Below are 24,433 nucleotides of genomic sequence, written 5' to 3'. Positions count from 1 at the left end.
CGCACGGCACACCGAAACGGGGGAGATCACATTGGGAACCAGCAGCCGCCAGACCAGACGCGATCGCATCGTAACGGCCGCAGAGGCGCGCTTTGGCGCCAAGGTGCGCGAGGTCAGCACCCCGGGCGGCGACTCCCGATCCAGCTGCCGCCTCCACTTTGCCGACCGCACGGTCATCGCCACCCTGCGGCCGAATTTCCGCCGCGCCCACCTCGAGGCCTTTGTGCTGTCGCGGTTGCGGCCTTTCACCGAAGATGCTCCGGAATGCCTGGGCGTGGTCGGTGAGATCCTGTTCCAGTCCGACATCGGCGCGCGCCGCCTGAATGTCGAGATCGCGCGCGTGGGGCAGCGCCGGCGGCTGGAGCTGGCGACCGAGGCGGTGGACAAGATCCTGCGCATCCAGGCCGCCGCCCGCCAGGCTGGACTGGACCGGCAGTTGCCGCACCTGGGCGTGAACGACGACTGGATCGACAACTTCACCCAGGCGATCGACGCGCTGGCGCCGCTGTCGTCGGGGCGCTCGGCCCGGGTGGACCGCGCGGCGCTGGCCGAGGCGGTCCGCACCCCCGCGCGCCAGTTCGTGAAATGGGATTGCCGATCCGGCAATGCGGCGCTGGACGACAGCGACGCGCTGAAGTGGTTCGACTTCGAATATGCCGGCGTCCGCCACGGCGCCGAGGACCTGGCTTGGCTGATCGGTGACGAATCCTGGCCCTTGCCCCCGGCGACGATGGAACAGATCGTCAGCGACGCCTACGACCCCGGCACCGGGCACACGCGCGACGCCTATCTCGACTACCTCGCGCTCTATGTCACGCTGCATTGCGTGCAGCGGCTCAAGCTGATCGTCAAGGAGGCGCGCAAGCGTGGCTGGCTGTCCAAGACCCGCGTGCGCCGCTACGACGACGCCGGGGTCCACCCCGAGTTTGCCGCGCATCTCTGCCGCGTCGGGGCACATTTCGCCGCGCGCCGCGCCCTGACCGCGCCGATCGGGCGCGATTTCGAGGATGCCGCGCGGATGTTCGACCAGATGATCGCACAGGCGGCGTGATCGAGATGCTGCAAACCCCCGACAGATCCCGTTTCAGCGCCGACATGGACGTGTCGCTGGTCGACAGCCTGACCGGCTTTGACGCCCTTCGGGAGCCGTGGGAGGCGCTTGGCCGTCGCGATCTGGAGTCCAGTGTCTTTCTTTCCTGGGGATGGCTGCGGCGCAGTTTTTGCGACAACCCGGCGCGCTGGTCGGTGCTGACCGCCACCGCGCGCGGATCGCAGCAGCTGGCCGGCGCGCTACCGCTGAAATACCGCCTGCACTGGAGCCGGTCGCGCAACCGTCTCCAGACCGAGATCGAATGCGGCACCCGGCTGTCCCATGCGCCCTGCGGCGGGCTGCTCTGCGCGCCCGAGGTCGAGGACCAGGTGATCGACCGCTTTGCCCGCGCCCTGCAAACCATGCCGTGGAGCAAGTTCACCCTGGCTTACCTGCCGCAGGGCGGGCGGGTCGAGAAGATGGCGCAACGGCTGGCCGCGCAGGGCTGCCGCGTGACGGTCGAGGATCCTGCCTCCGCCCCGTCGGGCAAGCGTATGGTCGCGCGCGTGCTGCCCTTGCCGGACAGCATCGAGGAGCTGTTGGCCGGGCAGGTGAGCCGCGAGGTGGCGGCGCTGTGGGGGCACTGGCGCGCGCGGATGGGGCGCGGCGACCTGCATCTGCGCTTCGCCGCGGCGCAGGACCTGGACCCGGCACTGGCCGCGCTGGACGCGCTGGCCAAGGCCCGGGGCGACCGCCGCGCCCGCGACCGACTGAAAGAGGCGCGCCCGGCCCTGCGGATCGCGGCGGCGGAACAGTGCCTGGTGCTGCCGCACCTCTGGGCCGGCGAGACGTTGCTGGGCGGCCTCGCGCATGTGTTCGATCCGCTCGAAGGCACCCTGACGCACCTGGCCGGCGTGACCGGGCAGGACAGCGATGCGCGCGCGATGCTGACGCTGCTGGCGATGCAATGGGCGATCGAGAACGGCGGCCTGTTCTACGATTTCGGCCGCATCAGCAGCCGCTACAGCCGGGGTTTCGAGACCGAGAAGGAAGCCAGCTATACCCTGACCGCCACGCGCGACGCGGATGCCGACCTGTGCCTTGACCCTATCAACTCTGCCGCGGCCGTGCAGCGCATCGCGGACTTCGTCAAGGCCGGGGAGCCGGACAAGGCGATGCGCGCCTGCGATCAGCTGGCGAGGCTGTTGCAGACCTGAGCGCGGAGCGCGCCGGCCGGTCTGCGCGGCGCACAGGGGCCTGCGTGCCGGATCAGTAACGCGCGTTGCGCAGCGACAGGATGCCCGCAAAGATGGTCAGGCAGAGCACGAGCGACACCAGCAAGGTGGCAAAGCTGCGCGGGTACAGCGGCTGGTCGGCCGTGCCCGGGGGAACCACCACCTGGAAATGGCTGCGGTTCAGCGCGGCCTCTCGGGTGGTCTCGGCCTCGGTCTCGATCGCGGTGCGGACCGACTCGCGCGCGAGGTCCAGCGCGAGCGTCGCGCGTTCGTAGTCGATCAGCATGTTGTTGAGCGGCGTGGCCGAGCCGCCATCGGGCGAGACAAGCTGCGCGCGCTGCTGGCCGATCTGCGCCTCGAGGCTGAGCACCAGCGCCTCCAGCTGTTCGGTCTGGCGGCTGGAGCCGACCCCGGCGATCTGCAGCTTCTGGATCTCGTTGCGGGTGCGGTAGGCCTCGTCCTCCAGCTCGCGGATGCGGGCGTAGATGTTGGCGACACGCTGGCGCGGATCGACGTCCTGAAACCGCAGTTGCAGCGTCACCAGGTCGTCCTGCGCCTGCTTGACCTGGTCTTCGGCGGCGATCCGCATTGCGGCGGCGTCCGACAGGCGCTGGTCGAACAGGGCCTGGCCCAGCCTCGACACCTGCGCCTCGGCATGGCGCAGCACCGCCTCGGAGACCAGAACCGCCTTTTCGGGGCTTTGGGCGCGCACGTAGAGCGTCAGCAGACCGCTTTGCACGTCCACCGAGGATTGCACGAAGCGGTCAAACTGGTCGTGCTTGCTGATCGACAGGAAGGGGATGTCGCGCAGCCGCCGCAGCGGGTCGATTGCCTCGCCCGACAGGTCCGACACGAGGCCCAGGTCTTCCTCGAGCGAGTCCATCACGGCACGGCTCTTGATGAAGGTGTCGGCGCGAAACACGTCCTGGAGGTTGGCGGGCTTTTCGCCACCCAGCAGACCGGCCTGCACGCTGATCCCTGCGTCGCCGGTGCGAGTGATGGCGATCACCGACCGCGCCTCGTAGAGCGGGGTGGCGATCAGGGCGAGGTAGGCCGCCACCAGCAGCATCGGCAGCACGACCACCACCAGCGCCAGCCGCATCCGGCCCGTGGAGGCGTCCGGCGCGTCTTTGGCAAGGGCGTTGGGGGCCGAGGCACGCACGCTGTCAAGAAACAGCTCGGCGGGTGAACGGGTGACTTCGGGCGTCGGTGCCGGTTCGGGCGCCGTGGACTCGGCCTCGGGGGCGATCTTGGCGGCAGTTGGGGCAGGGCTTTCGGGCGCGGGGGCCTCGGGGGCCGGCGTCGATGCGGCGGGCGCATCGGGGGCGGGCGTTTCGGGGGCGGGGGCTGTGGCCTCTGCCGGGCCGGCGTCCTGTTCCGGGGCATCCGTGGCCGGAGCCACGGGGGCCATGTCCGCCGCGCCCTCCGGTGCCGTGACGGTGACGGCGTCCTTGTCGGTGTCCTGCGGCGCGGGCGCGGGGCGGCTGGCCCTCTCGCGCCGCTCGGCCTCGTCCGCGGCGGCGAGTTGCGCGCGCTGTTCCTTCCAGGCCGCGATGCGTTCCGCCTCGGTCTTGACTGGTTTGCTCATGCCGCACCTCGTCCCATGGCGTTTCGGTCCCGGGCGTCCAGTTCCAGCGCTCCCTGCGCCACGTCCACGTCCTCGCAGGGGATCAGCCGGCGGTCGATCAGCACCAGGAACCGGTCGCACCAGGCGCGCAGCAACCTCGGGCTGCGCGACAGGAAGATCAGACCGCCCTCGGTCAGACGTTCGGTCAGGACCTCGTTGCAGCGCTGCCGGTGCTGGTTCTCGCCGACCGAGATGACCTCGTCGGCGATCCAGGTCGCCGGTCCCGGCACCGCCAGCGCGCAGGCATAGGCCAGGATCGCGCGCTGCGTCGGCGTCAGCTGTTTCATGACCATCCCGGGCAGCCCGTCGATGCCCACGAAATCCTCGCAGAAGGTGGTCACCGCGCGCGGTGTCATCCCGACCAGCCGGGCAAAGGTCTCGAGGTTGGCGCGGACCGAGATCTCGGGGTGCAGGAAGCCGGCAAAGCCGATCGGCCAGCTGACGCGGCCCTCGCTCAGGACGGTGCCCCGGTCGGGCTGGTCGATCCCTGCCAGCAGCCGGGCCAGCGTGGACTTGCCGCTGCCTGGCATGGCAAGGATGCCCACCCGTTCGCGGCTCTCGAACCGCACGCTGGCGTCCCACACGATGGGCTGGCGGTGCAGCAGGCCCGGGGTCAGGGCGCTGACGTTGCGCAGCTCGATCATGTCATCCGCCGCAGCAGACGCCGGTCCGCGGCAAAGCGTTCCAGCGGCATGGAGGCCAGGTACAGCACCGCGCCCACCATCAGCGGGTACTGCGCATCGGCGAACTGCGAGGTGAAGGACAGGAAGTACCCCTCGCGCAGCAGCTCGGTCACGTGCAGGAAGGGGCTGTACCACAACAGTTCGCGCACCGGGCCGGGCAGCTCGGCGGCGACGTAGAACACCCCCGACAGCCAGAAGAACGGCCGCAGCGCCAGCGGGACAAAGCGCGCGAATGTGGGGCTGATCAGCCCTCCGATCGCCACGAAGCGGCCCACGCCGATGCCCAGGACCCAGGCCACCAGGAAGGCCGACAAGACCCCCGGCAGCGAGGCCGGCAGCGCCGAGCCGAACAACAGCGTGACCGAACCGAAGATCAGCAGCGCCGAGATCATCAGGTTGAACGCCTCCAGCAGCATCGCCGCCCAGAGGACCGAGTCGGTGGACACCCCCGGAAGGTAGCGCAGGTGACGATGCGCCGGCAGCACGCGGCTGAGCGCCGTCACGGTCTGGCGAAAGGCCACGTAGGGCAGCACCCCGGTCGTAACGAAGATCGCCAGTTCGGCGTCGATGGGCGGCGTGCGCCCGAGGTGGACAAACAGCCCGACGATCAGCGCGATCCAGACGATGGGGGTGATGTAGGCCCACAGGTAGCCCAGCACGCCACCCGCGAACCGCGTCCGCCGTTCACGGTCCAGCAGGATCAGGATCCTGCCGAAGGTGCCCGGGGGCGTGATCTGCGCGGTGGCCATCGTCATCCGCTAGACCCCGTGGTAGTCGCGATACCAGGCGACGAACCTGGCGATGCCCTCGGACACCGGCGTGTTTGGCCGGTAACCGGTCAGCCGCTCCAGCAGGTCGGTGTTGGCCCAGGTCGCGGGCACGTCACCTTTCTGCATCTCCATCATGTTCTTGGGGATCTCCATCCCCAGCGCCTTTTCGATCTCGGTGATGAAGTCCATCAGCGCGACCGAGGCGCCGTTGCCGATGTTGACCACCCGGAACGGCGCGACCGGAGACAGGCTGTCGCCCTCCAGAGGGTCGCCGCGGCCTTCGACCTGCGGCGGCGGCGTGTCGATCAGCAGGCGGATGGCGTGGACGAGGTCCTCGACATAGGTGAAGTCGCGGTACATCTGGCCGTGGTTGTAGACGTCGATCGCCTCTCCGGCCAGCGCGGCGCGCACGAACTTGAACAGCGCCAGGTCCGGCCGCCCGTAGGTGCCGTAGACCGTGAAGAAACGGAACATCGTCGTCGGGATGTGCCACAGGTGCGCGTAGCTGTGGGCCATGGCCTCGTTGGCCTTCTTGGTGGCGGCGTAGAGCGTCAGGGGGATGTCGGTCTTTTGCCTCTCGTCGAACGGCATCTCGGTGTTGCCGCCGTAGACCGAGGAGGTCGAGGCCATCAGCAGGTGGCCGACCGCGTGTTCGCGCGCGCATTCCATCACGTTGAAGGTGCCGGTCAGGTTCGAATCGACGTAGGCGCGCGGGTTCTCCAGGCTGTAGCGGACCCCGGCCTGCGCGGCGAGGTGGACGATGACGTCCGGCGCGGCATCGTCCACCGTGCGCGACAGCGACTCCATGTCCTCCAGCATGCCTTCGACGGCGCGAAACCGCGGATTTTGCGACAGGATCCCGTGCCGGCGCCGTTTCAGCGCGACATCGTAGTAATCGGTCATGCCGTCGTAGCCGACCACGTCAAAACCGTCCGCCAGCAGCTTGCCTGCGAGGTGAAAGCCGATGAACCCTGCGGTTCCGGTCACGAAAACGGTTGTCATGTCGGTCTGCCTGCTCGTTATTATTGTTTGGAGTGTGCCCTATTTTCCCACTGTCTTGAAGAGTTCGGTCGTGCGGTCAAGGATTGTCTCGACCGAGAAGCGATCGATCGAATGCACCATGGCGGTGGCGCCCAGCGCGGCCAGCGCCTCCGGGTGGTCCAGAAGGCGCGCCAGTTCGGCGTCCAGCTCGTCCTCGGGCAGCGTCTCGGCGTCGGACAGGATATGGCCGGTGATGCCGTGTTCGACCACCTCGTCGGTGCCGCCCGCCGGGGTCGCCAGCACCGGGGTGCCGACCTGCTGCGCCTCGATCAGCACGTTGGGCAGGCCCTCCATCTGCGCCAGGTGCATCAACAGGTCGGCGCGGTGCATGTAGAAGCCCACGTTGCTGCGGATGCCCAGGGCAAAGATGCGGTCCTGAAGACCCAGGCTGCGGATCAGCGCCTCGGCCTCGGCGAACAGCGTGCCGCCGCCCAGCATCACGAAACGGGTGTCGTCGCGCCGCGCCAGGTAGCGCGCCGCCGCCTCGATCCAGCGCAGCGGGCGCTTGTTCTCGTCAAAGCGAAAGACGCCGACGACGGTCCGTGTGCAGCCTTCCGAGCGGTCGAGGATGTCGAACCAGATCGCCCGGTCCGTCGCGTCGCCGTCAGGCGGCATGACGTTGACCGCGTTGGGGATCACCTGGACCGTGCCGGGCGCCAGGTCCAGCCAGTCCTCGTAGGCGGTGGCGGCCTTCCGGCTGTTCGCGGTCAGGGTGACATGCGGCATCCGCGCCAGCGCCTTGTAGAGCACCGGCAGTTCGTCGCGCCAGAAGTGCGGGCGCAGGTTGGGCGGCAGGCCGCGGAACGAGGTGACGATGCGCGGCACCCCGGCCAGCACGGCGGCGATGGCCGATTGCACGATGCCGCCGTCCTGCCAGAGATAGGCGACCTGGGTCCGGTGCGCGCGAAAGGCCTGCAACAGCTGGCAGGTGTGGCGGCGCACGTCGGGCGCCAGAAGGTCGAGCAAGGCGCGCTGTTCGTCGGTCAGGCCCTCCAGCGCCTCCGGCGGCACCTCCGGTTCCTCGGTGAAGACCCGGGTGGGCACACCGGCCTCGGCCAGCATGGGGCGGTAGAAATCCGCGCCGGTTGCCGGGTTGGCGTGTTTGACCCAGACCTCGGGCGCGGGTGCGCCGGTGCGCGCGGCGCTGTCCCGAAGGGCGCAGGCGATGCGGGTCATCTGGCGTTCGGCGCCGCCGGTGCCCAGTTGCCCGGAAAAGAAGACGACGCGCGTCGCATCCTCCAGCGGCCGGCGCGCCGGCGCACGGGCCAGCAGCGCGTCGATCGCCATCATGGCGTTGTCCAGTTCCAGCCGTGACATCATCGCCGCCTTGGCCTCGACCTCTTCCAGCAGATCCTGCGATGCCTTGCCCATGCGGTCGCGCCCCGGCACCGTCGCGGCGACCTTGGCCGCCTCGGGATAGCGGTGCTGCTCGACCAGCGCCTTGATGTACTCCATGCGAATCGTCCGGTCGCCGGTGTGCAGGACCGACAGGGTGGACCAGAGCTGGTCCAGTTCGGCCCAGGCCTTGAGCTCGAACAGGCCGGGAAGGGCGATGCGCGCCTGCGGCAGGCTGCGCCAGCAATCGGGGTAGAAGCGCGCGATCAGGTCCAGCCCTTCGGCCACGCGGCCGTCGCGGCGAAACCAGCGCATCACCATGCGCAGGGCGATGGGATCGTCGGGGAACTGCTCGAACAACTGCTTCCAGACGCCGCGCATGTCGAATTCGGTGCGCAGCTTTTCCATCAGCAGCCCGGAGGCGATGGCCAGGTTGCGGTCGGCGCGGTAGCTGTCCAGCAGCGGCTCCAGCCGGTCGAGGATCTGCGCCGCCTTTTCGGCGCAGGTCACCGTCTTGGACAGCTCGAAGATCTCGTCGGACACGCCCTGCGGCAGCGGCGGGGCGCCGTTTGAGAAATCCAGCCTGTTCGCAAGATTGGTCATCACCTCATACCTCGACGTTCAGGTTGCTCCGGACTTTCAGCGCCTCCGTCCGCAGTTTGCAAGTCTCGGATCCGGACAGCTGCACCACCTGCGCCGCGGCGCGGTCTGCCAGGGGTTTGTCGCCCGTTCTGGTAGCGGCGCGCATGAGCAGCACCCAGATGTTGATGTTGTCCGGCATTGCCTCGGCCGCCGCAAGGCCCGACGTGATGGCGTGATCATCGTTGCCGGCGGCGGCGTGCAGCCGGGCGCACCACAGGTCGAACTCGGCGCCGGCGGCGGGCAACAGCCGCACCTCGGGTTCGAGGGCCAGCAGCGCGGCCAGGTCCTGCGCCCTGCCCAGGGCGCGAATGCGGAAAACCAGGTCGCCTCTGGCGCCGCGCAGGGCGGCGCGCAGGCCCGGGTGGCGCGCGTCGGCGGTGCGCAGGACGGCCAGCGCCCTGGCCCGGTCCAGCGGGTCTGGCAGGGCCATGGCTTCGCCTGTCCAGCGGTCCAGCAGCGCGACCAGCGCGGGGTCACGGAGGCGGCCCTTGCCCTGCAAGGTGCGCCAGCGGGTCAGCGCCCTGGCGGCGGTCTTTGGCCCGGTCCGCTCGGCGATCCTGGCCATGCGGTCCCCGGGCAGGGCGGCGGCGATCAGCGTGCTGACCGGCGCGCGGGGGTGGGCCAGGGCCTCGGCGATCTGGGCATCTGTCAGCTGCGCCTGGATGCGGGCCAGCTCGTCCCGGGTCACCCGGCGCGCCAGCGCCAGCCCGTGATCGCTTGCCAGGTCCGCGAGGATCCGCAGCGGGCGCGGCGCCGTGCCGTTCGCGCGACAGGCCGCGATGGCAAGGGTGGCCGCCTGCGCCACCTCACCTGCATCGACGGCGGCAAGCGCAAGCTCGGTCAGGATCGGACAGGGCAGGGCATCGGTTCCGCCAGGCAACGAGTCCATGATTGCCGCGACTGTCTCGAAGGCGCCCAGCCGCGCGGCGCGGCGCAGCCGGTCCACCGGGTCTGTGCCGGTCTCGGCGGCGCATGCGGCCAGAGCCTTGGCCTGACTGTCGTTCAGGTCGCGGGTCAGGGTCGCGGTCTGCGGCGCGTCCTTGGGCAGAGCGGTGAGCCGGGCCTGCGCCTCGACCAGACGGGTTTCGGCGATGGCGGCGGCGACCTGGGCGGCCAGCGCCTCGGGCCGGGTGGCGGCCATCCGCGCGGTCCGCGGTGCCACGTGCTGCCGCATCCAGTCGGCCATCAGGGCGGCGCTGAACTCGGGGGTGAAATGGGCAAGGCTGGTGCTGTCATCCTCCAGCGCCGCCGCCTGGCCATACTCAACCATCAGCTCGGTCGGGTCGTAGCAGGGCAGGCCCAGCGCGCGGGTTTCCGCGCGCAGCATCCCGATCAGGGCCGAACGCGAGGCGATGACCTGCCCGTCCGGCGTGACGGCGTCGACGTGAGTGACAAAGACCACCTCGGTCAGCAGAGCGGCCAGCGTTTGCAGGTCGGCGCGCAGGCTGTCGGGGGTCACCAGTCGGCGGCGGATGCGCGACAGGGTCGCGGCCTCGGCGCGCTGCTTGCGATTTCGGCCCCAGGTCTTGGCCAGGAATTCTTCGGTCGCGGCGCTGTCGCCGGTCTCGGCCAGGTCCCAATAGCGCCGGGCGCGGTCGGTGTCGGCAAAGAACTCCGCAAAGCCTGCGCGCAGGTAGTTCAGCTGGATCGAAAACCCGTCGAGCGTCAGTTCCTTGGCCGAGGAGATCTCGACCAGGTAGAGGTCGGACTGGGCGTGTTCTTGCCCCGCCGTCTCGTCGCGGTCGCGCGAGCGCGAGACTAGCGGCCAGACCTCTGCCGGGATGTCCAGCTCGCCGCGCAGAAAGCGGGCCTGCTGCACCGCCTCGGCGGGTGAATGGCAGTAGCCGTAGCTGCGCCCGAGGTTCAGGCGCAACCCGTGCGAGGCTTGGCCCAGCTTCAGCGGCGTCGTGATCCGGCACGATCCGATCGGCGTGACTGTGTACATCGTGGCGGCCCCCACCCGAGCGGTTACAACGACCAGTAGGTCAGGTTTTCCGGCATCGGCACCTTGCGCAGCACCGCCTTGACGTCCATCAGCGCGCCGCCGTCGCGGATCCGGCCGACAAAGCCCTTGTCCTCGATGTATTCGCGGTGCGCCGTGGCCAGGATCATCATGTCCAGGTCGGTGAAATTCTCGTTCCGGGTCAGCTTGATCCCGTGGTTGGCGGCATCCCGGGCGTCGCAGTGCGGATCGTGCACGATCGGGTCCAGCCCGTAGCCGCGCAGCACCTCGATCAGCTCCAGCGTCTTGGAGTTGCGCAGGTCGGGCACGTCTTCCTTGAAGGTCACGCCGCAGACGCCCACGCGCTTGCCGACGATCTCGCCGCCCTGCTGGATCAGCAGGCGCAGCGCCGCGTCGGCGACGTGCCGCACCATCATTTCATTGGTGCGGCGTCCCGCCATGATCACCTGCGGGTTGTGGCCGATCCGTTCGGCCAGCGCGGCGAGGTAGTAGGGATCGACGCCGATGCAGTGCCCGCCCACCAGGCCGGGGGTCATGCGGACAAAGTTCCACTTGGTCGCGGCGGCATCGATCACGTCATGGGTGTTGATGCCGATCTTGTCGCAGATCAGCGACATCTCGTTCATCAGGGCGATGTTCACGTCGCGCTGGGTGTTTTCCAGCACCTTGGCGGCCTCGGCCACCTTGATGCTGGGTGCGGCGTGCAGGCCGGCGTCGATCACCGTTTCGTAGACCGCGCGCACCCGCGCCAGGGTGTCCGGGCTGTCGCCCGAGATCACCTTGACCACGTTGGTCACGGTGTTGACCTTGTCGCCGGGGTTGATCCGCTCGGGGCTGTAGCCGATGCCGAAGTCGACTCCCATCCGCAGGCCCGACAGGCGTTCGAGGATCGGCACGCAGATCTCTTCGGTGGCGCCGGGGTAGACGGTCGATTCAAAGACCACGATGTCGCCCGCCTTCAGGCAGGGGCCGACCACCTCGCAGGAGGAGACCAGCGGACCGAGGTCGGGCTTGCGCGCGTCGTCGATCGGGGTCGGCACCGTGACGATGTAAAAGCTGGCATCGGCGATGTCGGCGCAGGCGGTGCTGGCGGTCAGGCCGCTGCCGCGCAGGGTCAGCGGGTCGATCTCGTTGGTGGCGTCGTAGCCATCGTTGATCTGGTCCACCCGGCGTGCCGAGATGTCAAAGCCGGCAACCCGTTCGAAGCTGTGCGCCAGCCGCACCGCAAGCGGCAGGCCGACGTAGCCCAGGCCGATAACGGCGATGTCCTCGTGCCGCGCCTTGCCGGCCTGTTTGTCCGCAACGAGCCGCAGACGGGTGATCCGTGCGTCCCTGTTAAGGCGGGCGTCCTGAAGCGTTGTCGAAACCATTTGCCTGCTCTCCATTTCTTGGTTGACGCCGACAATGAAAGGCAATTGTGGCGAAAGTTTGCGCCTTTTTCGAAACATTAACGGCGGGTTAACCCGATTGGGCGGTCGGGGTGAACAATCCGGCCGGGAGGGGTGAGTTTGGATCGGGAACCACCTGAAAACGGGGGCCGGAAGCAGCCTGCGCGGTCAGGCAGCGTTTCCCAAAAACCTCGAACCCTGCGTCTTTTCACCAAATGTTTGCCACATTCGAACAGTTAACTCGCGATTAACGTTAACCGCACCGGCTTTGAACCGGGGGATCCTGCGGGCGGTCGTCACGGCGGCGCTATTCGTCAGCGCCCGACATGCCGCCCACCGGGAACTGCCTGGAAGACGAAAAAGCAGAGGAACTCGATACCGTGGCCAAGACCAGACCCCTCAAGACCAGCCTCTCGATCTCGCCCGAGGTCACCGTCACCACCGCCCCGGACACAGGTGGCGCGGTCAGGCACGCCATCTCCAAGGACATGCCGACCGTATTGAACCTTTCCGAAGAGGTTCCCGGTCACATCGACCTGTCCGGGGTCAAGTTCAACAGCCTCGGGTCCAAGAAGAACGTGCTGACGATCTTCGTCTCCACCAACTCGGGCACGCTCGACGCGGCCGCGGGTTCGGGTGTGGCGGTGTCCGGCGCGGGGACCGGCGTGCTGGCCCTCATGGGCAAGCTGTCGGACCTGATGACCTACCTCGGCAATCCGACGGCGCTGTCCTATACCGGCGCCAAGGACGTGTTCGGCATCGGAGCGGCCACCTTGTCCTTTGCCGTGCAAAGCGACAAGTACATCATGTCGCTGGGTGCGATCCCGGTGAACCTGGCGGACGTGACCGACACGGTGACGGGCACCGCGCTGGACGACACGTTGTACGGCGAGGCGGGGCGCAACGTCATGATCGGGATGTCGGGCAACGATTTTCTCGACGGCATGGCGGGCGATGACGTCATCTATGGCGATGCCGGCAACGACACGATCGTCGGCGGCCCGGGGGCGGACACGCTGTTCGGTGGAACGGGGGACGACGTCCTGTACTATCGCGGATCGTTCGCCGGGGTTGTCGTCGACCTGAACGCCGACGCCAGCGGCAATCAGAGCGCCTCGGGCGGCGAGGCGCAGGGCGACGTGATCTCGGGGTTCGAACATGTCTACGCCTCCGAATACGCCGACACCATCCGGGGCGACGCGGGCAAGAACATCCTGTTCGGCTATGGCGGCAACGACGTCATCCTGGGCTTTGGCGGCGATGACGTCATTCGCGGCGGTGCGGGGGCGGACACGCTGGACGGCGGCGACGGCCTCGACTGGGTGCGCTACCTTGGCTCGCCCACCGGGGTAACCGTCAGCCTGGTGGCGGGCGTGGTCGGGATCGGCGGCGATGCCGAGGGGGACGTGCTGACCGGGTTCGAGAACATCCAGGGCTCCGAGCACAGCGACCGTCTGTTTGGCGACGCGGGCGACAATTACATCTGGGGCTTTACCGGGTCGGATTACATCGACGGTGGCGCGGGCAACGATTCGATCCGCGGCGGCGAAGGGGCCGACACCATGCTGGGCGGCGATGGCATCGACACGCTGCAATACGTCGACCTGCCGGAAGGTGTGCGGATCGACCTGCGGGTCGGCGTGACCGGTTTCCAGAGCGCGTCGGGCGGCGAGGCGCAGGGCGACGTGATCTCGGGCTTCGAGAACGTGTTTGGCGGCGATGGCGACGACCATCTGACCGGCGACGCGGGGCGCAACTACCTGTACGGCTATGCCGGCAACGACACCCTCGCCGGCCGCGAGGGCAGGGACGTGTTGAAGGGATTCGCGGGCGCAGACCACTTTGTCTTTGACACCGCGCTGGCGGCGTCGAACGTGGACCGCATCCTGGACTTCGAGTCCGGGGTGGACACGATCGTGCTGAACCGCGCCATCTTTGGCGCGCTGGCGCTTGGCGATCTCGATGCGTCGGCCTTCCTGGCTAGCGACACGCCGGTCGCAACATCGGCCGACCATCGCATCCTCTACGAGACCGACACCGGCACGCTGTACTACGATGCCGACGGCTCCGGTGGCGCCGCCGCCGTTGCCTTTGCCCAGCTGACCAGCCTGCCGACGATCAGCGCGGACGATTTCCTCATCGTGTGACCCCTGCCAGGGCGACACGAGGCATGGGCGCGGGGCGGATCCATCCACCCCGCGCCCAGAGATGTGTCCAGAGATGTGTCCCGGATCAGCCGTCCTTTTCGGCTTCGGCGACATGCGCCTTGACCGCCAGGAAACTGTCCGGCGTGACCGAGATCGTGTCGATCCCGGCCTTGACCAGCAGCCGCGCGAAATCGGGATCGTTGCTGGGCGCCTGGCCGCAGAGGCCGATCTTGCGCCCGGCCTTGCGCGCCTTGGCGATCACCGTTTCGATCATCCACAGCACCGCCGGGTCGCGTTCGTCGAACAGCCCCGACAGCGCCTCGGAATCGCGGTCGATGCCCAGCGTCAGCTGGGTCAGGTCGTTGGAGCCGATGGAGAAACCGTCGAACCGTTCGGCCAAGGCCTCGGCCTGGATCACGTTCGACGGGATCTCGCACATCACGTAGACCTGCAGCCCGTTCTCGCCGCGTCTCAGCCCGTTGTCGGCCATGACCTCCAGCACGCGGTCGGCCTCCTGCACCGTGCGGCAAAAGGGGATCATGACCACCACGTTGTCGAATCCCATTCTCTCGCGCAGCCGGTGAATCGCCCGGCACTCCAGCGCGAACCCGTCGCGGTAGCCGTCCGAGTAGTAACGCGAGGCGCCGCGAAAGCCGATCATCGGGTTTTCCTCGGCCGGCTCGAACGCCCGCCCGCCCAGCAGGTCGGCGTATTCGTTGGTCTTGAAATCGCTCATCCGCACGATGGTCGGGTTCGGATACCAGGTCGCCGCGATGCGAGAGAGGCCCATGGCCAGGCTGTCGACGAAATACTCGGTCCGGTCCTTGTAACCCTGCGTCAGCCGGTCGATGGCATCGCGCGCCTCGCCCGGCTCCAGCTGGTCGTAGCGGGTCAGCGCCAGCGGGTGCACCTTGACCTCGTTCGAGACGACGAATTCCATCCGCGCCAGGCCCACGCCGTCCGCCGGCAAGCGCCACCAGCGCGCGGCGGCGGCCGGGTTGGCGATGTTCAGCATGACCTGGGTGCGGGTCTCGGGCACCGCGTCCAGGTGGGTTTCGGTGATGCTCACCTCGGCCGTGCCTTCGTAGATCGCGCCCTCGTCGCCTTCGGCGCAGGAGACGGTGATTTGCTGGCCGTCGTGCAGGACCTCGGTCGCGTTGCCGGTGCCGACGATGGCGGGCACGCCCAGCTCGCGGCTGATGATCGCTGCGTGCGAGGTGCGGCCGCCGTGGTCCGTCACGATGGCGGCGGCGCGCTTCATGATCGGCACCCAGTCCGGGTCGGTGGTCGAGGTGACAAGGACCGAGCCGTCGACGAAACGGTCGATCTCGGCGGCGGTCTCGATCAGGCAGACCTCGCCCGAGGCGACCGCGCCGCCGACGCTGAGGCCGGACAGCAGTTTCTCCCCGGTCTTGCCCAGCGTGTAGGTCCTGAACACGCCTACCTCTGACCGCGACTGCACCGTTTCCGGCCGGGCCTGCACGATGTAGACCAGCCCGGTTTCGCCGTCCTTGGCCCATTCCATGTCCATCGGCTGACCGTAGTGCTGCTCGATCAGCACGGCGGCGCGGGCGAGGTCGAGGATCTCGTCGTCCGACAGCACGAAGCGCGCGCGCTCGGCCTTGGAGGTGGGGACGTTGCGCGTGGGCGCGCCGTCGCCGCTGCCGTAGACCATCTTGATCTCTTTCGCCCCCAGGGCCTTGTGCAGGATCGGCACCGTGCCGGGCCGGTCGAGGAAGGGCTTGTAGACCTGGTATTCGTCCGGGCTGACCGCGCCCTGCACCACGTTTTCGCCCAGGCCCCAGGCGGCGTTGATCAGTACCAGCTTGTCAAAGCCGCTTTCCGTATCCAGCGAGAACATGACGCCCGAGCCGCCGATGTCCGACCGCACCATGAGCTGCACGCCGATCGACAGCGCAACCTCGAAATGGTCAAAGCCCTTCAATTGCCGGTAGGTGATCGCCCGGTCGGTGAAGAGCGAGGCATAGCAGCGCCGGCAGGCCGCCAGCAGCGCGGTTTCGCCGCGGATGTTCAGAAACGTCTCCTGCTGGCCGGCAAAGCTGGCGTCGGGCAGGTCCTCGGCGGTGGCCGATGACCGCACGGCGACAGAGGGTTCGGCCTGTCCCGTCTCCTCGGCCAGCCGGCGGTAGGCGGCGCGGATCTCGGCCTCGATGTCCTCGGGCCATTTGCCCCGGGTGATGCGCGCGCGGATCTCGCGCCCGGCCTCGGCCAGCGTCAGGTGGTGGCTGTCCATCTCGCCCAGCACCTGGGTCAGCACCTTGCCCAGGTCGTTGGCGGTGATGTAGCGGCGGTAGGCCTCGGCGGTGGTGGCAAAGCCGGGCGGCACGCGGATGCCGCGCGCGGTCAGGGCTTGCAGCATCTCGCCCAGCGAGGCGTTCTTGCCGCCCACACGCGCCACGTCGCCGCGCGCCAGCCGGTCCATCCAGATCAGGGTGTCGCTCTCGGCCTTGGTGTCCTTGGTCATCATGTCCTCCCGGTCTCCTGCCCGCGAAGATACCGGCGGCGGCGGGGGGCCGCGTTGATCACTGTCAAGGCGCGTCGCTGCGATGAACGGCTAGGCAGAGGGGCAGCAGCAGCGAGGGCGCAGGGTGACGGAACCGAAGGCTAAGGCATTTCATGCCATGGATGCGGATGAGGTCGCAGCCCAGCTGGGCGCTGCGCCCGGCACCGGGCTGACCACGCAGGAGGCTTTGGCCCGCAAGGCGCGCTTTGGCCCCAACCGGCTGCGCGCGCAAAAGGCGAAAAGTGCGGTTGTGATCCTGCTCCACCAGTTCCAGAGCCTGATCGTCTGGCTGCTGGCGGCGGCGGCGGTGTTCTCGGTCTACGTCGGCGACACGGTCGAGGCGGCGGCCATCGTCGTCGTGCTGGTCATCAACGCAGGCATCGGCTTTGTCACCGAGCTGAGGGCGGCGCGGTCGATGGAGGCGCTGCTGCACCTGGCCGAGGTCCACACCCGCGTGCGGCGCGACGGCCGGGTGGCGATGATCGACGCCCGCGACCTGGTGCCGGGCGACAGCGTGATCCTCGAAGCCGGGGATGTCATCACCGCCGACCTGCGGGTGATGCAGGCGTCGAACCTCTTCAGCGACGAATCGGTCCTGACCGGGGAATCCGCGCCGGTGGCCAAGACGCCCGGCCCGGTCGCCCCGGGCGCGCCCTTGGGCGACCGCAGCGGCATGGTGTTCAAGGGCACCGCCCTGACCCAGGGCGCGGGTGAGGCACTGGTCGTCGCCACCGGCATGTCGACCGAGCTGGGCCGCATCAGCCAGCTGGCGCAGGAGGCGGAAAGCGAGGTTTCGCCGCTGGAACGCCGGTTGGCGGCGCTGGGGCAAAAGCTGGTCTGGCTGACGCTGGTTCTGGCGGCGCTGACGGTGGGGGCGGGGCTGTTGCGCGGGCACGCGCTGGCCGACATGATCCAGACCGGCGTGGCGCTGGCGGTGGCGGCGATCCCCGAGGGGCTGCCGGTGGTCGCCACGCTGAGTCTCGCGCGTGGGATGCTGCGCATGGCCCGGCGCAACGCGCTGATCAGCCGGCTGTCGTCGGTCGAAACGCTGGGGGCAACCACGCTGATCCTGACCGACAAGACCGGCACCCTGACCGAAAACCGCATGACGGTGGTGCGTTACCTGCTGGCGGAGGGGGACGTGCGCTTTCCCGGTGTCGCGCCGGGGCTAGAGCACGCGGTGCAGGTGGGCGCGCTCTGCACCACCGCCGAACTGGGCAAGGACCGGGCCGACAGCGCGGGCGATCCGATGGAACTGGCACTGTTGGAGGCGGCGCGCGCCGCAGGTCTGTCACCGGAGACGGGCGCGCGGGTGGCCCAGCATGCCTTTGACCCCACCCGCCGCGCCATGGCCTCGGTCCACCGCGAGGGCGCGGGGTTCCTCTACGCGGTCAAGGGCGCGCCGGAAACGGTCATCGCCATGTGCGACAGCGTGCTTGGGCCAGAGGGGGTCAGTGCGCTGGATGCGGACGGACAAGGCGCCTGGATGCAACGCAATGCCGAAGCCGCCGCGCAGGGGCTGCGCACGCTGGCGCTGGCGATGAAGCAGGCCGATACGCCGGACGCCGACCCCTATGCCGGGCTGACGCTGGTGGGCGTGGTCTGCCTGGCCGATCCACTGCGCGCCGACGTGCCGGCCGCCATCGCCGCCTGCCGCGCGGCGGGCATCCGCGTCGTCATGGTGACCGGCGATCACGCCGCCACCGCCACCCGCATCGCGCGCGATGCGGGGCTGTTCGACGGGGACGCGCGGGTGATCGAGGGGGCAGAGCTGGAGGGATTGCCGCCCGGCGACATCCCTGACCCGCTGTGGCAGCAGGTGCGCGCCGCCGACGTGATCGCCCGCGTCGCGCCCGAGACCAAGCTGGCGCTGGTGGCCACCTACCAGCGCGACGGCCAGATCGTCGCCATGACCGGCGACGGGGTGAACGACGCGCCGGCGCTGAAAAAGGCCGACATCGGCGTGGCCATGGGGCTGCGCGGCACGCAGGTCGCGCGCGAGGCGGCGCACATGGTGCTGCGCGATGACAACTTTGCCACCATCGTCGACGCGGTCCACCAGGGGCGGGTGATCTTTGGCAACATCCGCAAGTTCGTGGTCTACCTGATGTCCTGCAACCTGTGCGAGGTGCTGGTGGTGGGCCTTGCGGTGGGCGCGGGACTGCCCGCGCCGCTGCTGCCCTTGCAGATCCTGTTCCTGAATCTTGTGACGGACGTCTTTCCGGCCTTCGCGCTGGGCATGGGCCGGGGTGACAGCCAGGAGATGCGCCGCCCGCCGCGCGACCCGCGCGAAGCCATCGTCGACCGCGCGCACTGGCTGTGGATCGCCGTGCTGGGCCTGATGCAGACCGCCGCGACGCTGGCGGGGTTCGGGCTGGCGCTGTTCCACCTGGGCTTGCCGCCCGACCAGGCGGTCAGTGTCGCCTTTGTCACGCTGGCGCTGGGGCAGCTGTGGAACGTGTTCAACGTGCGCAGCCCCGGCAGCGGGCTGGTGCGCAACGACGTGACGCGCAATCCCTTTGTCTGGGCGGCGTTGGCCTTTTGTGCCGGGCTGATCGCGCTGGCGATCTGGGTGCCGGGGCTGGCGGTGCTGCTGCACCTGCCGTTCCCGGGCTGGACCGCGCTGGCGCTGGCCGGGGCGCTCAGCCTGCTGCCGCTGGTGGCGGGGCAGGGTCTGCTGAGCCTTGCGCCCGCCCGCGCCACCTGACGCAGGGTTGATCAAGGTCAAGGCGGTTTGCCCGCAGCGGCCCGATGCTGGCACCGGGGAGGATCCGCCGATGACCTGGGATGTAATATCCAAGACGCCGTCCGAAAAGGCCGGCGCGGTGTTGCGCGATCCCGAGGAGGCCCGCGCGAGCTTTGACTGGGACACGGCGCGGGCGATGCTGGACGGGTTGCCGGGCGGCGGGATGAACATCGCGTACGAGGCGCTCGACCGGCATGTCGCAAGCGGACAGGGCGACAGGCTGGCGCTGCGCTGGTTCGGCAAGGACGGCGAGGTGCGGGATTTCAGCTATGCCGATCTGACCCGCCAGACCGCCCGCTTTGCCAACGTGCTGGCCGCGCAGGGGCTGGCGCGCGGTGATCGGGTCTATGCGCTGATGGGCCGCCGCCCCGAGCTGTATGTCGCGGCACTGGGCACGCTGAAGGCGGGGTTGGTGTTTTCGCCGCTGTTCTCGGCCTTCGGGCCAGAGCCGATCCGCACCCGCATGGAGATCGGCGAGGCCAATGCCGTCGTCACGACCGACGCCATCTACCGCAAGAAGATCGCCGCCTGGCGCGACCAGATCCCCTCGCTGAAGACCGTGTTCCTTGTCGATGTGGACGACGCGCCTGAGGGCTGCGTGGCGCTCGGCCCCGCCATGGCCGCCGCCCCGGACACCTGCGAGGTGGCCCAGACCGGACCCGAGGACATGGCGCTGATCCACTTCACCTCGGGCACCACCGGGCGACCCAAGGGCGCGGTGCATGTGCATGGCGCGGTGGTGGCCCACGTGGCCACGGGGCGCTACGCGCTGAACATGGCGCCGGGCAAGGTCTACTGGTGCACCGCCGATCCGGGTTGGGTGACGGGCACCTCCTACGGCATCATCTCGCCCTTGGTGAACGGGGTGACGATGCTGGTGGACGAGGCAAAATTCGACCTCGACCGCTGGTACGGGATGCTCCAGCGCGAGAGGGTGCAGATCTGGTACACCGCCCCCACCGCGATCCGCATGATGATGCGCGCTGGCAAGGAGGCGGCGAAACCCTACGATTTCTCGGCGCTTGAATTCCTCGCCAGCGTGGGTGAGCCGCTGAACCCCGAGGGCGTCGTCTGGGGCAGGGAGGTCTTTGGCCATGCCTTCCACGACAACTGGTGGCAGACCGAGACCGGCGGCATCATGATCGCCAACACCGCCGCGATGGACATCCGCCCCGGTTCGATGGGCAAACCCCTGCCGGGGATCACGGCGGGGGTGGTCGATACCGAGGGCGAGACGCTGCGCGAATGCAAGGACGGCGTGGTGGGCGAGCTGGCGCTGCGGCCCGGCTGGCCCTCGATGATGCGCGCCTACCTGCACGAGGAAAAGCGCTACGCCAAGGCGTTTCGGGATGGCTGGTACCTCTCGGGCGACCTCGCGATGCGCGACAAGGACGGTTATTTCTGGTTCGTCGGGCGGGCCGATGACCTGATCAAGTCGTCCGGCCACCTGATCGGCCCCTTCGAGGTGGAAAGCGCCCTGATCGAGCATCCGGCGGTCGCCGAGGCCGGTGTCATCGGCCTGCCGGACGAGACGGCGGGCGAAGTGGTGCGCGCCTATGTCTCGCTCAACCCCGGCTACGAGCCGTCGGAAGAGTTGGAAAGGGACATTCGCGGCCACGCGCGGAAAAAGCTGGGCCCGGCGGTCGCCCCGCGCGAGGTGGTGTTCCGCAAGACCCTGCCCAAGACACGCTCCGGCAAGATCATGCGCCGCCTGCTGAAGGCGCGCGAACTTGGCCTGCCGGAAGGCGACATTTCCACGCTGGAGACCGATGAATCATGAGCCGCCCTGACAAGATTCGCCTTTCGCGCGAGCATGTGCTGGAGATGCTGGCCTCGATGCTGCGCATCCGCAAGTTCGAGGACAAATGCGCCGAACTCTACACCCGCGAAAAGATCCGCGGCTTCCTGCACCTCTATGACGGTGAGGAGGCGATTGCCGCCGGGGTAGTCCGCCACCTGGCGCCTGAGGATCGCATCGTCGCCACCTACCGCGAGCATGGCCATGCCCTGGCGCGCGGCGTGCCGATGCCCGCCGTCATGGCCGAGATGTACGGCAAGGCCGCCGGCTGTTCCGGCGGGCGCGGCGGGTCGATGCACCTGTTCGACGCGGCGCGCAACTTCTACGGCGGCAACGCCATCGTCGGCGGCGGACTGCCATTGGCCGGGGGGCTTGCCCTCGCCGATGCGATGACCGGCAGCGGCGCCGTCACGGTCTGTTTCTTCGGCGAGGGCGCGGTGGCCGAGGGCGAGTTCCACGAGACCATGAACCTGGCCCAGCTGTGGAAGGTGCCGGTGCTGTTCGTCTGTGAGAACAACGGTTACGCCATGGGCACCGCGCTGTCCCGCTCCGAGGCGGAGACCGACATCCATGCCAAGGCGGCCAGCTACGGCATCCCGTCGGAGGTGGTCGACGGCATGGACGTGGTTGCGGTGGAAACCGCCGCGCGCCGTGCGCTGGCGGCGATCCGCGAAAGCGCGCATCCCTATTTCCTCGAATGCCGCACCTACCGCTTCCGCGCGCATTCGATGTTTGACGCCCAGCTTTACCGCGACAAGGACGAGGTCGAGACCTGGCGCAAGAAGGGACCCATCGTGCGTTTTCGCGACTGGGCGCAGTCGGCGGGCCTGTTGCATGACGGCGACATGGCCGCGCTGGAGGCGCAGATCGACGCCGAGATCGCCGAGGCGGTGGACTTCGCCGAAGGTGCGGACTGGGAGCCGGTCGAGGACCTGGCCCGCCACGTGATGGCCGAGGAGCGCCCCGCGCCGCCCGAGACGCCCGAACCCTCGGGCCAGACGGTCGAGATGACCTACCGCGAGGCGGTCAAGCAGGCGATCCGCGACGCCATGCTGCGCGACGACCGCGTGTTCCTGATGGGCGAGGACGTGGGCGCCTACGGCGGCTGCTACGCGGTGACCAAGGGGCTGATGGCCGAGTTCGGCGAGGACCGCATCCGCGACACGCCGCTGTCCGAGTCAGGCTTTACCGGCTTCGGCATCGGTGCGTCGGCCGTCGGGATGCGGCCCATCGTCGAGCTGATGACCGTGAACTTCAGCCTGCTGGCGCTGGATCAGATCATGAACACCGCCGCGACGCTGCGGCACATGTCCGGCGGGCAGTTCGGCGTGCCGCTGGTGATCCGCATGGCCACCGGCGCGGGCAAGCAGCTGGCCGCGCAGCATTCCCATTCGCTGGAAGGCTGGTATGCGCACATCCCCGGGCTGAAGGTGCTGGCCCCGGCCACGCTGGAGGACGCGCGCGGGATGCTCTGGACCGCTCTGGAGGACCCCGACCCGGTGCTGATCTTCGAGAACGTCATGCTCTACAATCGCAGCGGGGTGCTGGATACCGTCGCCGGTCCGGTGGACATCGACCGCGCGGCGATCCGCAGGCCGGGGCGCGACGTGACGCTGATCACCTACGGCGGCTCGCTCTACAAGACGCTGGAGGCGGCCGAGGTGCTGAGCACCGAGGGGATCGAGGCCGAGGTCATCGACCTGCGCGTGCTGCGCCCGCTGGACGACGCGACCATCATGGCCTCCGTCGGGCGCACCCGGCGGGCGGTGGTGGTGGACGAGGGCTGGCGCACGGGGTCGCTTTCCGCCGAGGTGTCCGCCCGGATCACCGAACAGGTGTTCTGGCGGCTGGACGCGCCGGTGGGGCGGGTCTGTTCCGCCGAGGTGCCGATCCCCTATCCCAAGCATCTCGAGGACGCCGCGATCCCGCAGGTGCCCGCCATCGTCGCCGCCGCCCGCGCGGCGCTGGGAAAGGGCTGACCCATGGCGGTCTTCAAGATGCCTTCGCTGGGCGCGGACATGGAGGACGGCACGCTGGTGGAATGGCTGGTCCACCCTGGCGACACCGTGCATCGCGGCGACGTGGTGGCCGTGGTCGAGACGCAGAAGGGCGCGATCGAGATCGAGATCTTCGAGGAGGGCGTGGTCGAACGGATCGAGGCGGCGCTGGGCCAAACCCTGCCGGTGGGCGCGCCGCTGGCGGTGATCCGGGGGGTGGGCGAGGCCGAGGCCGCTGTCAGCGCACCGGTTGCGGCTCCCGAACTCAAGGTCGAACCGACGATGGTACCCGCGCCCGAACCTGTCCCGGCCGCGCCCAAACCTGCGGTGCCGCCCGAACCCGTTCCGGCCCCTGCACCGGCACCTCCGCCCGAACCCGTTCCGGTCCCAGTCACATCGGGAGACCTCGCCGCATCCCCCGCCGCCCGCGTACGCGCGCGCGAGACCGGCGTCGACCTGGCGGCGCTCAGGGGCAGCGGTCCCGGCGGCGCCGTGCTGCTGCGCGACGTCGACGCCGCCGCCGGTCAGGGTGCGCCGAAACCTGGCAAGCAGGGGCTCGACCTCGACGCCATGCGGCAGGCCATCGCCGCCGCCATGACCCGCGCGAAACGCGAGATCCCGCATTACTACCTCGACCACGAGATCGACCTGCAAGCCGCGCAGGACTGGCTGGAGGCGCGCAACGCCGATGCCCCGCCAGACCAGCGCCTCCTGATGGGCGCGCTGCTGGTGCGCGCCGTGTCACTCGCGGCGGCGCAGGAAAGATCGCTCAACGGCCACTACGGCAAGGCCGGTTTCGAACCTTCGACCACGGTGAACACCGGCGTCGCCGTCGCCCTGCGCGGCGGCGGGCTGATTGCGCCCGCGATCATGGGGGCCGAGGTCAAGTCCCTGGCCGAAACCATGGCGGCGATGCGCGACCTCGTGCTGCGCGCCCGCGCCGGGCGGCTGAAAGGCTCGGAGATGACCGAGGGCACGATCACCGTCTCCAGCCTGGGTGAAAGCGGCGTCGACGGCATGACCGGCGTGATCTACCCGCCGCAGGTGGCGCTGGTGGGCTTTGGCTCACCCCGCCCGATCCCGCGCGTGGTGGACGGCGCCGTGACCCCCAGGACCTGCGTCAAGGTCACGCTTGCCGCCGATCACCGCGTCAGCGACGGCCGCACCGGGGCGCGCTTTCTCGGCCGCCTCGACCAACTCCTGAAGGACCCGGAGGCCCTATGACCCAAGACGACCTCAGACGCGCCTTTCTCGAAGAGATCACCCGCGTCGCGCCCGATCTCAATGCCGCCACCATCGGCGGCGGCGACCATATCCAGGACGACCTCGAGCTTGACTCGATGGACGTGCTGAACCTGGTGGCCGCGCTGCACAAGCGGCTGGGCGTGGACATTCCCGAACGCGATTACCCCCGGATCGAAACGACGGACAAGGCGGTGGCCTACCTGGCGGAACGGCTCGGCTGACGTTGTGGGCGGCAGAGCGCGCGGCCATTCCGGTCAGCGCG

16 protein-coding genes are annotated in these 24,433 nt (G+C 69.0%); 8 read left to right on the top strand and 8 right to left on the bottom strand.

Annotated elements, in window-relative coordinates:
* The first annotated feature begins 31 nt into the window (after positions 1-31).
* Both MAA8898_RS04390 and MAA8898_RS04385 read left to right on the top strand, forming a co-directional pair.
* A complete protein-coding gene (locus MAA8898_RS04390) occupies positions 32-1,051 on the top strand; it encodes a hypothetical protein (RefSeq protein WP_245853238.1) in 1,020 nt (339 codons plus the stop codon).
* A complete protein-coding gene (locus MAA8898_RS04385; protein WP_094019757.1) occupies positions 1,048-2,247 on the top strand; it encodes a GNAT family N-acetyltransferase in 1,200 nt (399 codons plus the stop codon). The genes MAA8898_RS04390 and MAA8898_RS04385 overlap by 4 nt, the downstream gene beginning before the upstream one ends.
* A gap of 52 nt (positions 2,248-2,299) precedes the next feature.
* On the opposite strand, the gene MAA8898_RS04380 is transcribed toward MAA8898_RS04385, so the two are convergent.
* The 7 genes from MAA8898_RS04380 to MAA8898_RS04350 are packed head-to-tail and all read right to left on the bottom strand — an operon-like array spanning position 2,300 to position 11,696.
* A complete protein-coding gene (locus MAA8898_RS04380) occupies positions 2,300-3,853 on the bottom strand; it encodes a KpsE/RkpR family capsule polysaccharide export protein (protein ID WP_094019756.1) in 1,554 nt (517 codons plus the stop codon).
* The gene (locus MAA8898_RS04375; protein ID WP_094019755.1) at positions 3,850-4,536 is read right to left on the bottom strand and encodes an ATP-binding cassette domain-containing protein; all 687 of its coding nucleotides are present in this window, start codon (positions 4,534-4,536) and stop codon (positions 3,850-3,852) included. The genes MAA8898_RS04380 and MAA8898_RS04375 overlap by 4 nt, the downstream gene beginning before the upstream one ends.
* Positions 4,533-5,330, bottom strand: a complete 798-nt coding sequence (locus tag MAA8898_RS04370) for an ABC transporter permease (RefSeq protein WP_094019754.1) — start codon at positions 5,328-5,330, stop codon at positions 4,533-4,535. Before MAA8898_RS04370 ends, MAA8898_RS04375 begins: the two co-directional genes overlap by 4 nt.
* Before the next feature lie 3 nt (positions 5,331-5,333).
* On the bottom strand, positions 5,334-6,347 hold the full coding sequence (locus MAA8898_RS04365) for an NAD-dependent epimerase/dehydratase family protein (RefSeq protein WP_094019753.1): 1,014 nt from the start codon (positions 6,345-6,347) through the stop codon (positions 5,334-5,336).
* A 39-nt stretch (positions 6,348-6,386) separates the two neighbouring features.
* Positions 6,387-8,324, bottom strand: coding sequence for a glycosyltransferase (locus MAA8898_RS04360; RefSeq protein WP_094019752.1), 1,938 nt, complete (start codon positions 8,322-8,324; stop codon positions 6,387-6,389).
* Positions 8,325-8,328: 4 nt separating this feature from the next.
* The gene (locus MAA8898_RS04355; protein ID WP_141194788.1) at positions 8,329-10,308 is read right to left on the bottom strand and encodes a hypothetical protein; all 1,980 of its coding nucleotides are present in this window, start codon (positions 10,306-10,308) and stop codon (positions 8,329-8,331) included.
* A 23-nt stretch (positions 10,309-10,331) separates the two neighbouring features.
* Positions 10,332-11,696, bottom strand: a complete 1,365-nt coding sequence (locus MAA8898_RS04350) for a nucleotide sugar dehydrogenase (protein WP_094019750.1) — start codon at positions 11,694-11,696, stop codon at positions 10,332-10,334.
* 398 nt (positions 11,697-12,094) lie between these two features.
* Between MAA8898_RS04350 and MAA8898_RS04345 the strand changes: the two genes are divergently transcribed.
* Positions 12,095-13,861 (top strand): calcium-binding protein, encoded by a 1,767-nt coding sequence (locus MAA8898_RS04345; protein WP_176445065.1) that lies wholly within the window; start codon positions 12,095-12,097, stop codon positions 13,859-13,861.
* Between the two features lie 85 nt (positions 13,862-13,946).
* Here the strand turns inward: MAA8898_RS04345 and ppsA are convergent, their stop codons facing one another.
* Positions 13,947-16,346 (bottom strand): phosphoenolpyruvate synthase, encoded by a 2,400-nt coding sequence (gene ppsA / locus MAA8898_RS04340; protein ID WP_094020007.1) that lies wholly within the window; start codon positions 16,344-16,346, stop codon positions 13,947-13,949.
* 157 nt (positions 16,347-16,503) lie between these two features.
* On the opposite strand from ppsA, the gene MAA8898_RS04335 reads away from it, so the two are divergent.
* From MAA8898_RS04335 to MAA8898_RS04315, 5 genes are all read left to right on the top strand, one after another.
* Positions 16,504-19,092, top strand: coding sequence for a cation-translocating P-type ATPase (locus MAA8898_RS04335; protein ID WP_094019748.1), 2,589 nt, complete (start codon positions 16,504-16,506; stop codon positions 19,090-19,092).
* A 70-nt stretch (positions 19,093-19,162) separates the two neighbouring features.
* Positions 19,163-20,911 (top strand): acetate--CoA ligase, encoded by a 1,749-nt coding sequence (gene acsA, locus MAA8898_RS04330; RefSeq protein WP_094020006.1) that lies wholly within the window; start codon positions 19,163-19,165, stop codon positions 20,909-20,911.
* Complete coding sequence (gene pdhA, locus MAA8898_RS04325) at positions 20,908-22,908, top strand: pyruvate dehydrogenase (acetyl-transferring) E1 component subunit alpha (RefSeq protein ID WP_094019747.1); 2,001 nt, start codon at positions 20,908-20,910, stop codon at positions 22,906-22,908. Before acsA ends, pdhA begins: the two co-directional genes overlap by 4 nt.
* A 3-nt stretch (positions 22,909-22,911) precedes the next feature.
* Entirely contained in the window at positions 22,912-24,150 is a 1,239-nt protein-coding gene (locus MAA8898_RS04320) for a dihydrolipoamide acetyltransferase family protein (RefSeq protein ID WP_094019746.1), read from the top strand.
* Positions 24,147-24,392, top strand: coding sequence for an acyl carrier protein (locus tag MAA8898_RS04315; protein ID WP_094019745.1), 246 nt, complete (start codon positions 24,147-24,149; stop codon positions 24,390-24,392). Before MAA8898_RS04320 ends, MAA8898_RS04315 begins: the two co-directional genes overlap by 4 nt.
* Positions 24,393-24,433: the final 41 nt, after the last annotated feature.

It is taken from the genome of Antarctobacter aquimaris (genome assembly GCF_900184945.1).
GTDB classification, from domain to species: Bacteria; Pseudomonadota; Alphaproteobacteria; order Rhodobacterales; family Rhodobacteraceae; genus Maliponia; species Maliponia aquimaris.
The sequence above is the reverse complement of the archived record's forward strand: the minus strand, read 5'-3'. Positions and strand labels throughout refer to the sequence as shown.

Coding starts and splice junctions, on each gene's coding strand:
- MAA8898_RS04335 (WP_094019748.1), top strand. CDS start 16,504: ATGGATGCGGATGAGGTCGCAGCCCAGCTGGGCGCTGCGCCCGGCACC.
- MAA8898_RS04365 (WP_094019753.1), bottom strand. CDS start 6,347: ATGACAACCGTTTTCGTGACCGGAACCGCAGGGTTCATCGGCTTTCAC.
- MAA8898_RS04370 (WP_094019754.1), bottom strand. CDS start 5,330: ATGACGATGGCCACCGCGCAGATCACGCCCCCGGGCACCTTCGGCAGG.
- acsA (WP_094020006.1), top strand. CDS start 19,163: ATGACCTGGGATGTAATATCCAAGACGCCGTCCGAAAAGGCCGGCGCG.
- MAA8898_RS04360 (WP_094019752.1), bottom strand. CDS start 8,324: ATGACCAATCTTGCGAACAGGCTGGATTTCTCAAACGGCGCCCCGCCG.
- MAA8898_RS04315 (WP_094019745.1), top strand. CDS start 24,147: ATGACCCAAGACGACCTCAGACGCGCCTTTCTCGAAGAGATCACCCGC.
- MAA8898_RS04375 (WP_094019755.1), bottom strand. CDS start 4,536: ATGATCGAGCTGCGCAACGTCAGCGCCCTGACCCCGGGCCTGCTGCAC.
- MAA8898_RS04380 (WP_094019756.1), bottom strand. CDS start 3,853: ATGAGCAAACCAGTCAAGACCGAGGCGGAACGCATCGCGGCCTGGAAG.
- ppsA (WP_094020007.1), bottom strand. CDS start 16,346: ATGACCAAGGACACCAAGGCCGAGAGCGACACCCTGATCTGGATGGAC.
- MAA8898_RS04355 (WP_141194788.1), bottom strand. CDS start 10,308: ATGTACACAGTCACGCCGATCGGATCGTGCCGGATCACGACGCCGCTG.
- MAA8898_RS04350 (WP_094019750.1), bottom strand. CDS start 11,696: ATGGTTTCGACAACGCTTCAGGACGCCCGCCTTAACAGGGACGCACGG.
- pdhA (WP_094019747.1), top strand. CDS start 20,908: ATGAGCCGCCCTGACAAGATTCGCCTTTCGCGCGAGCATGTGCTGGAG.
- MAA8898_RS04320 (WP_094019746.1), top strand. CDS start 22,912: ATGGCGGTCTTCAAGATGCCTTCGCTGGGCGCGGACATGGAGGACGGC.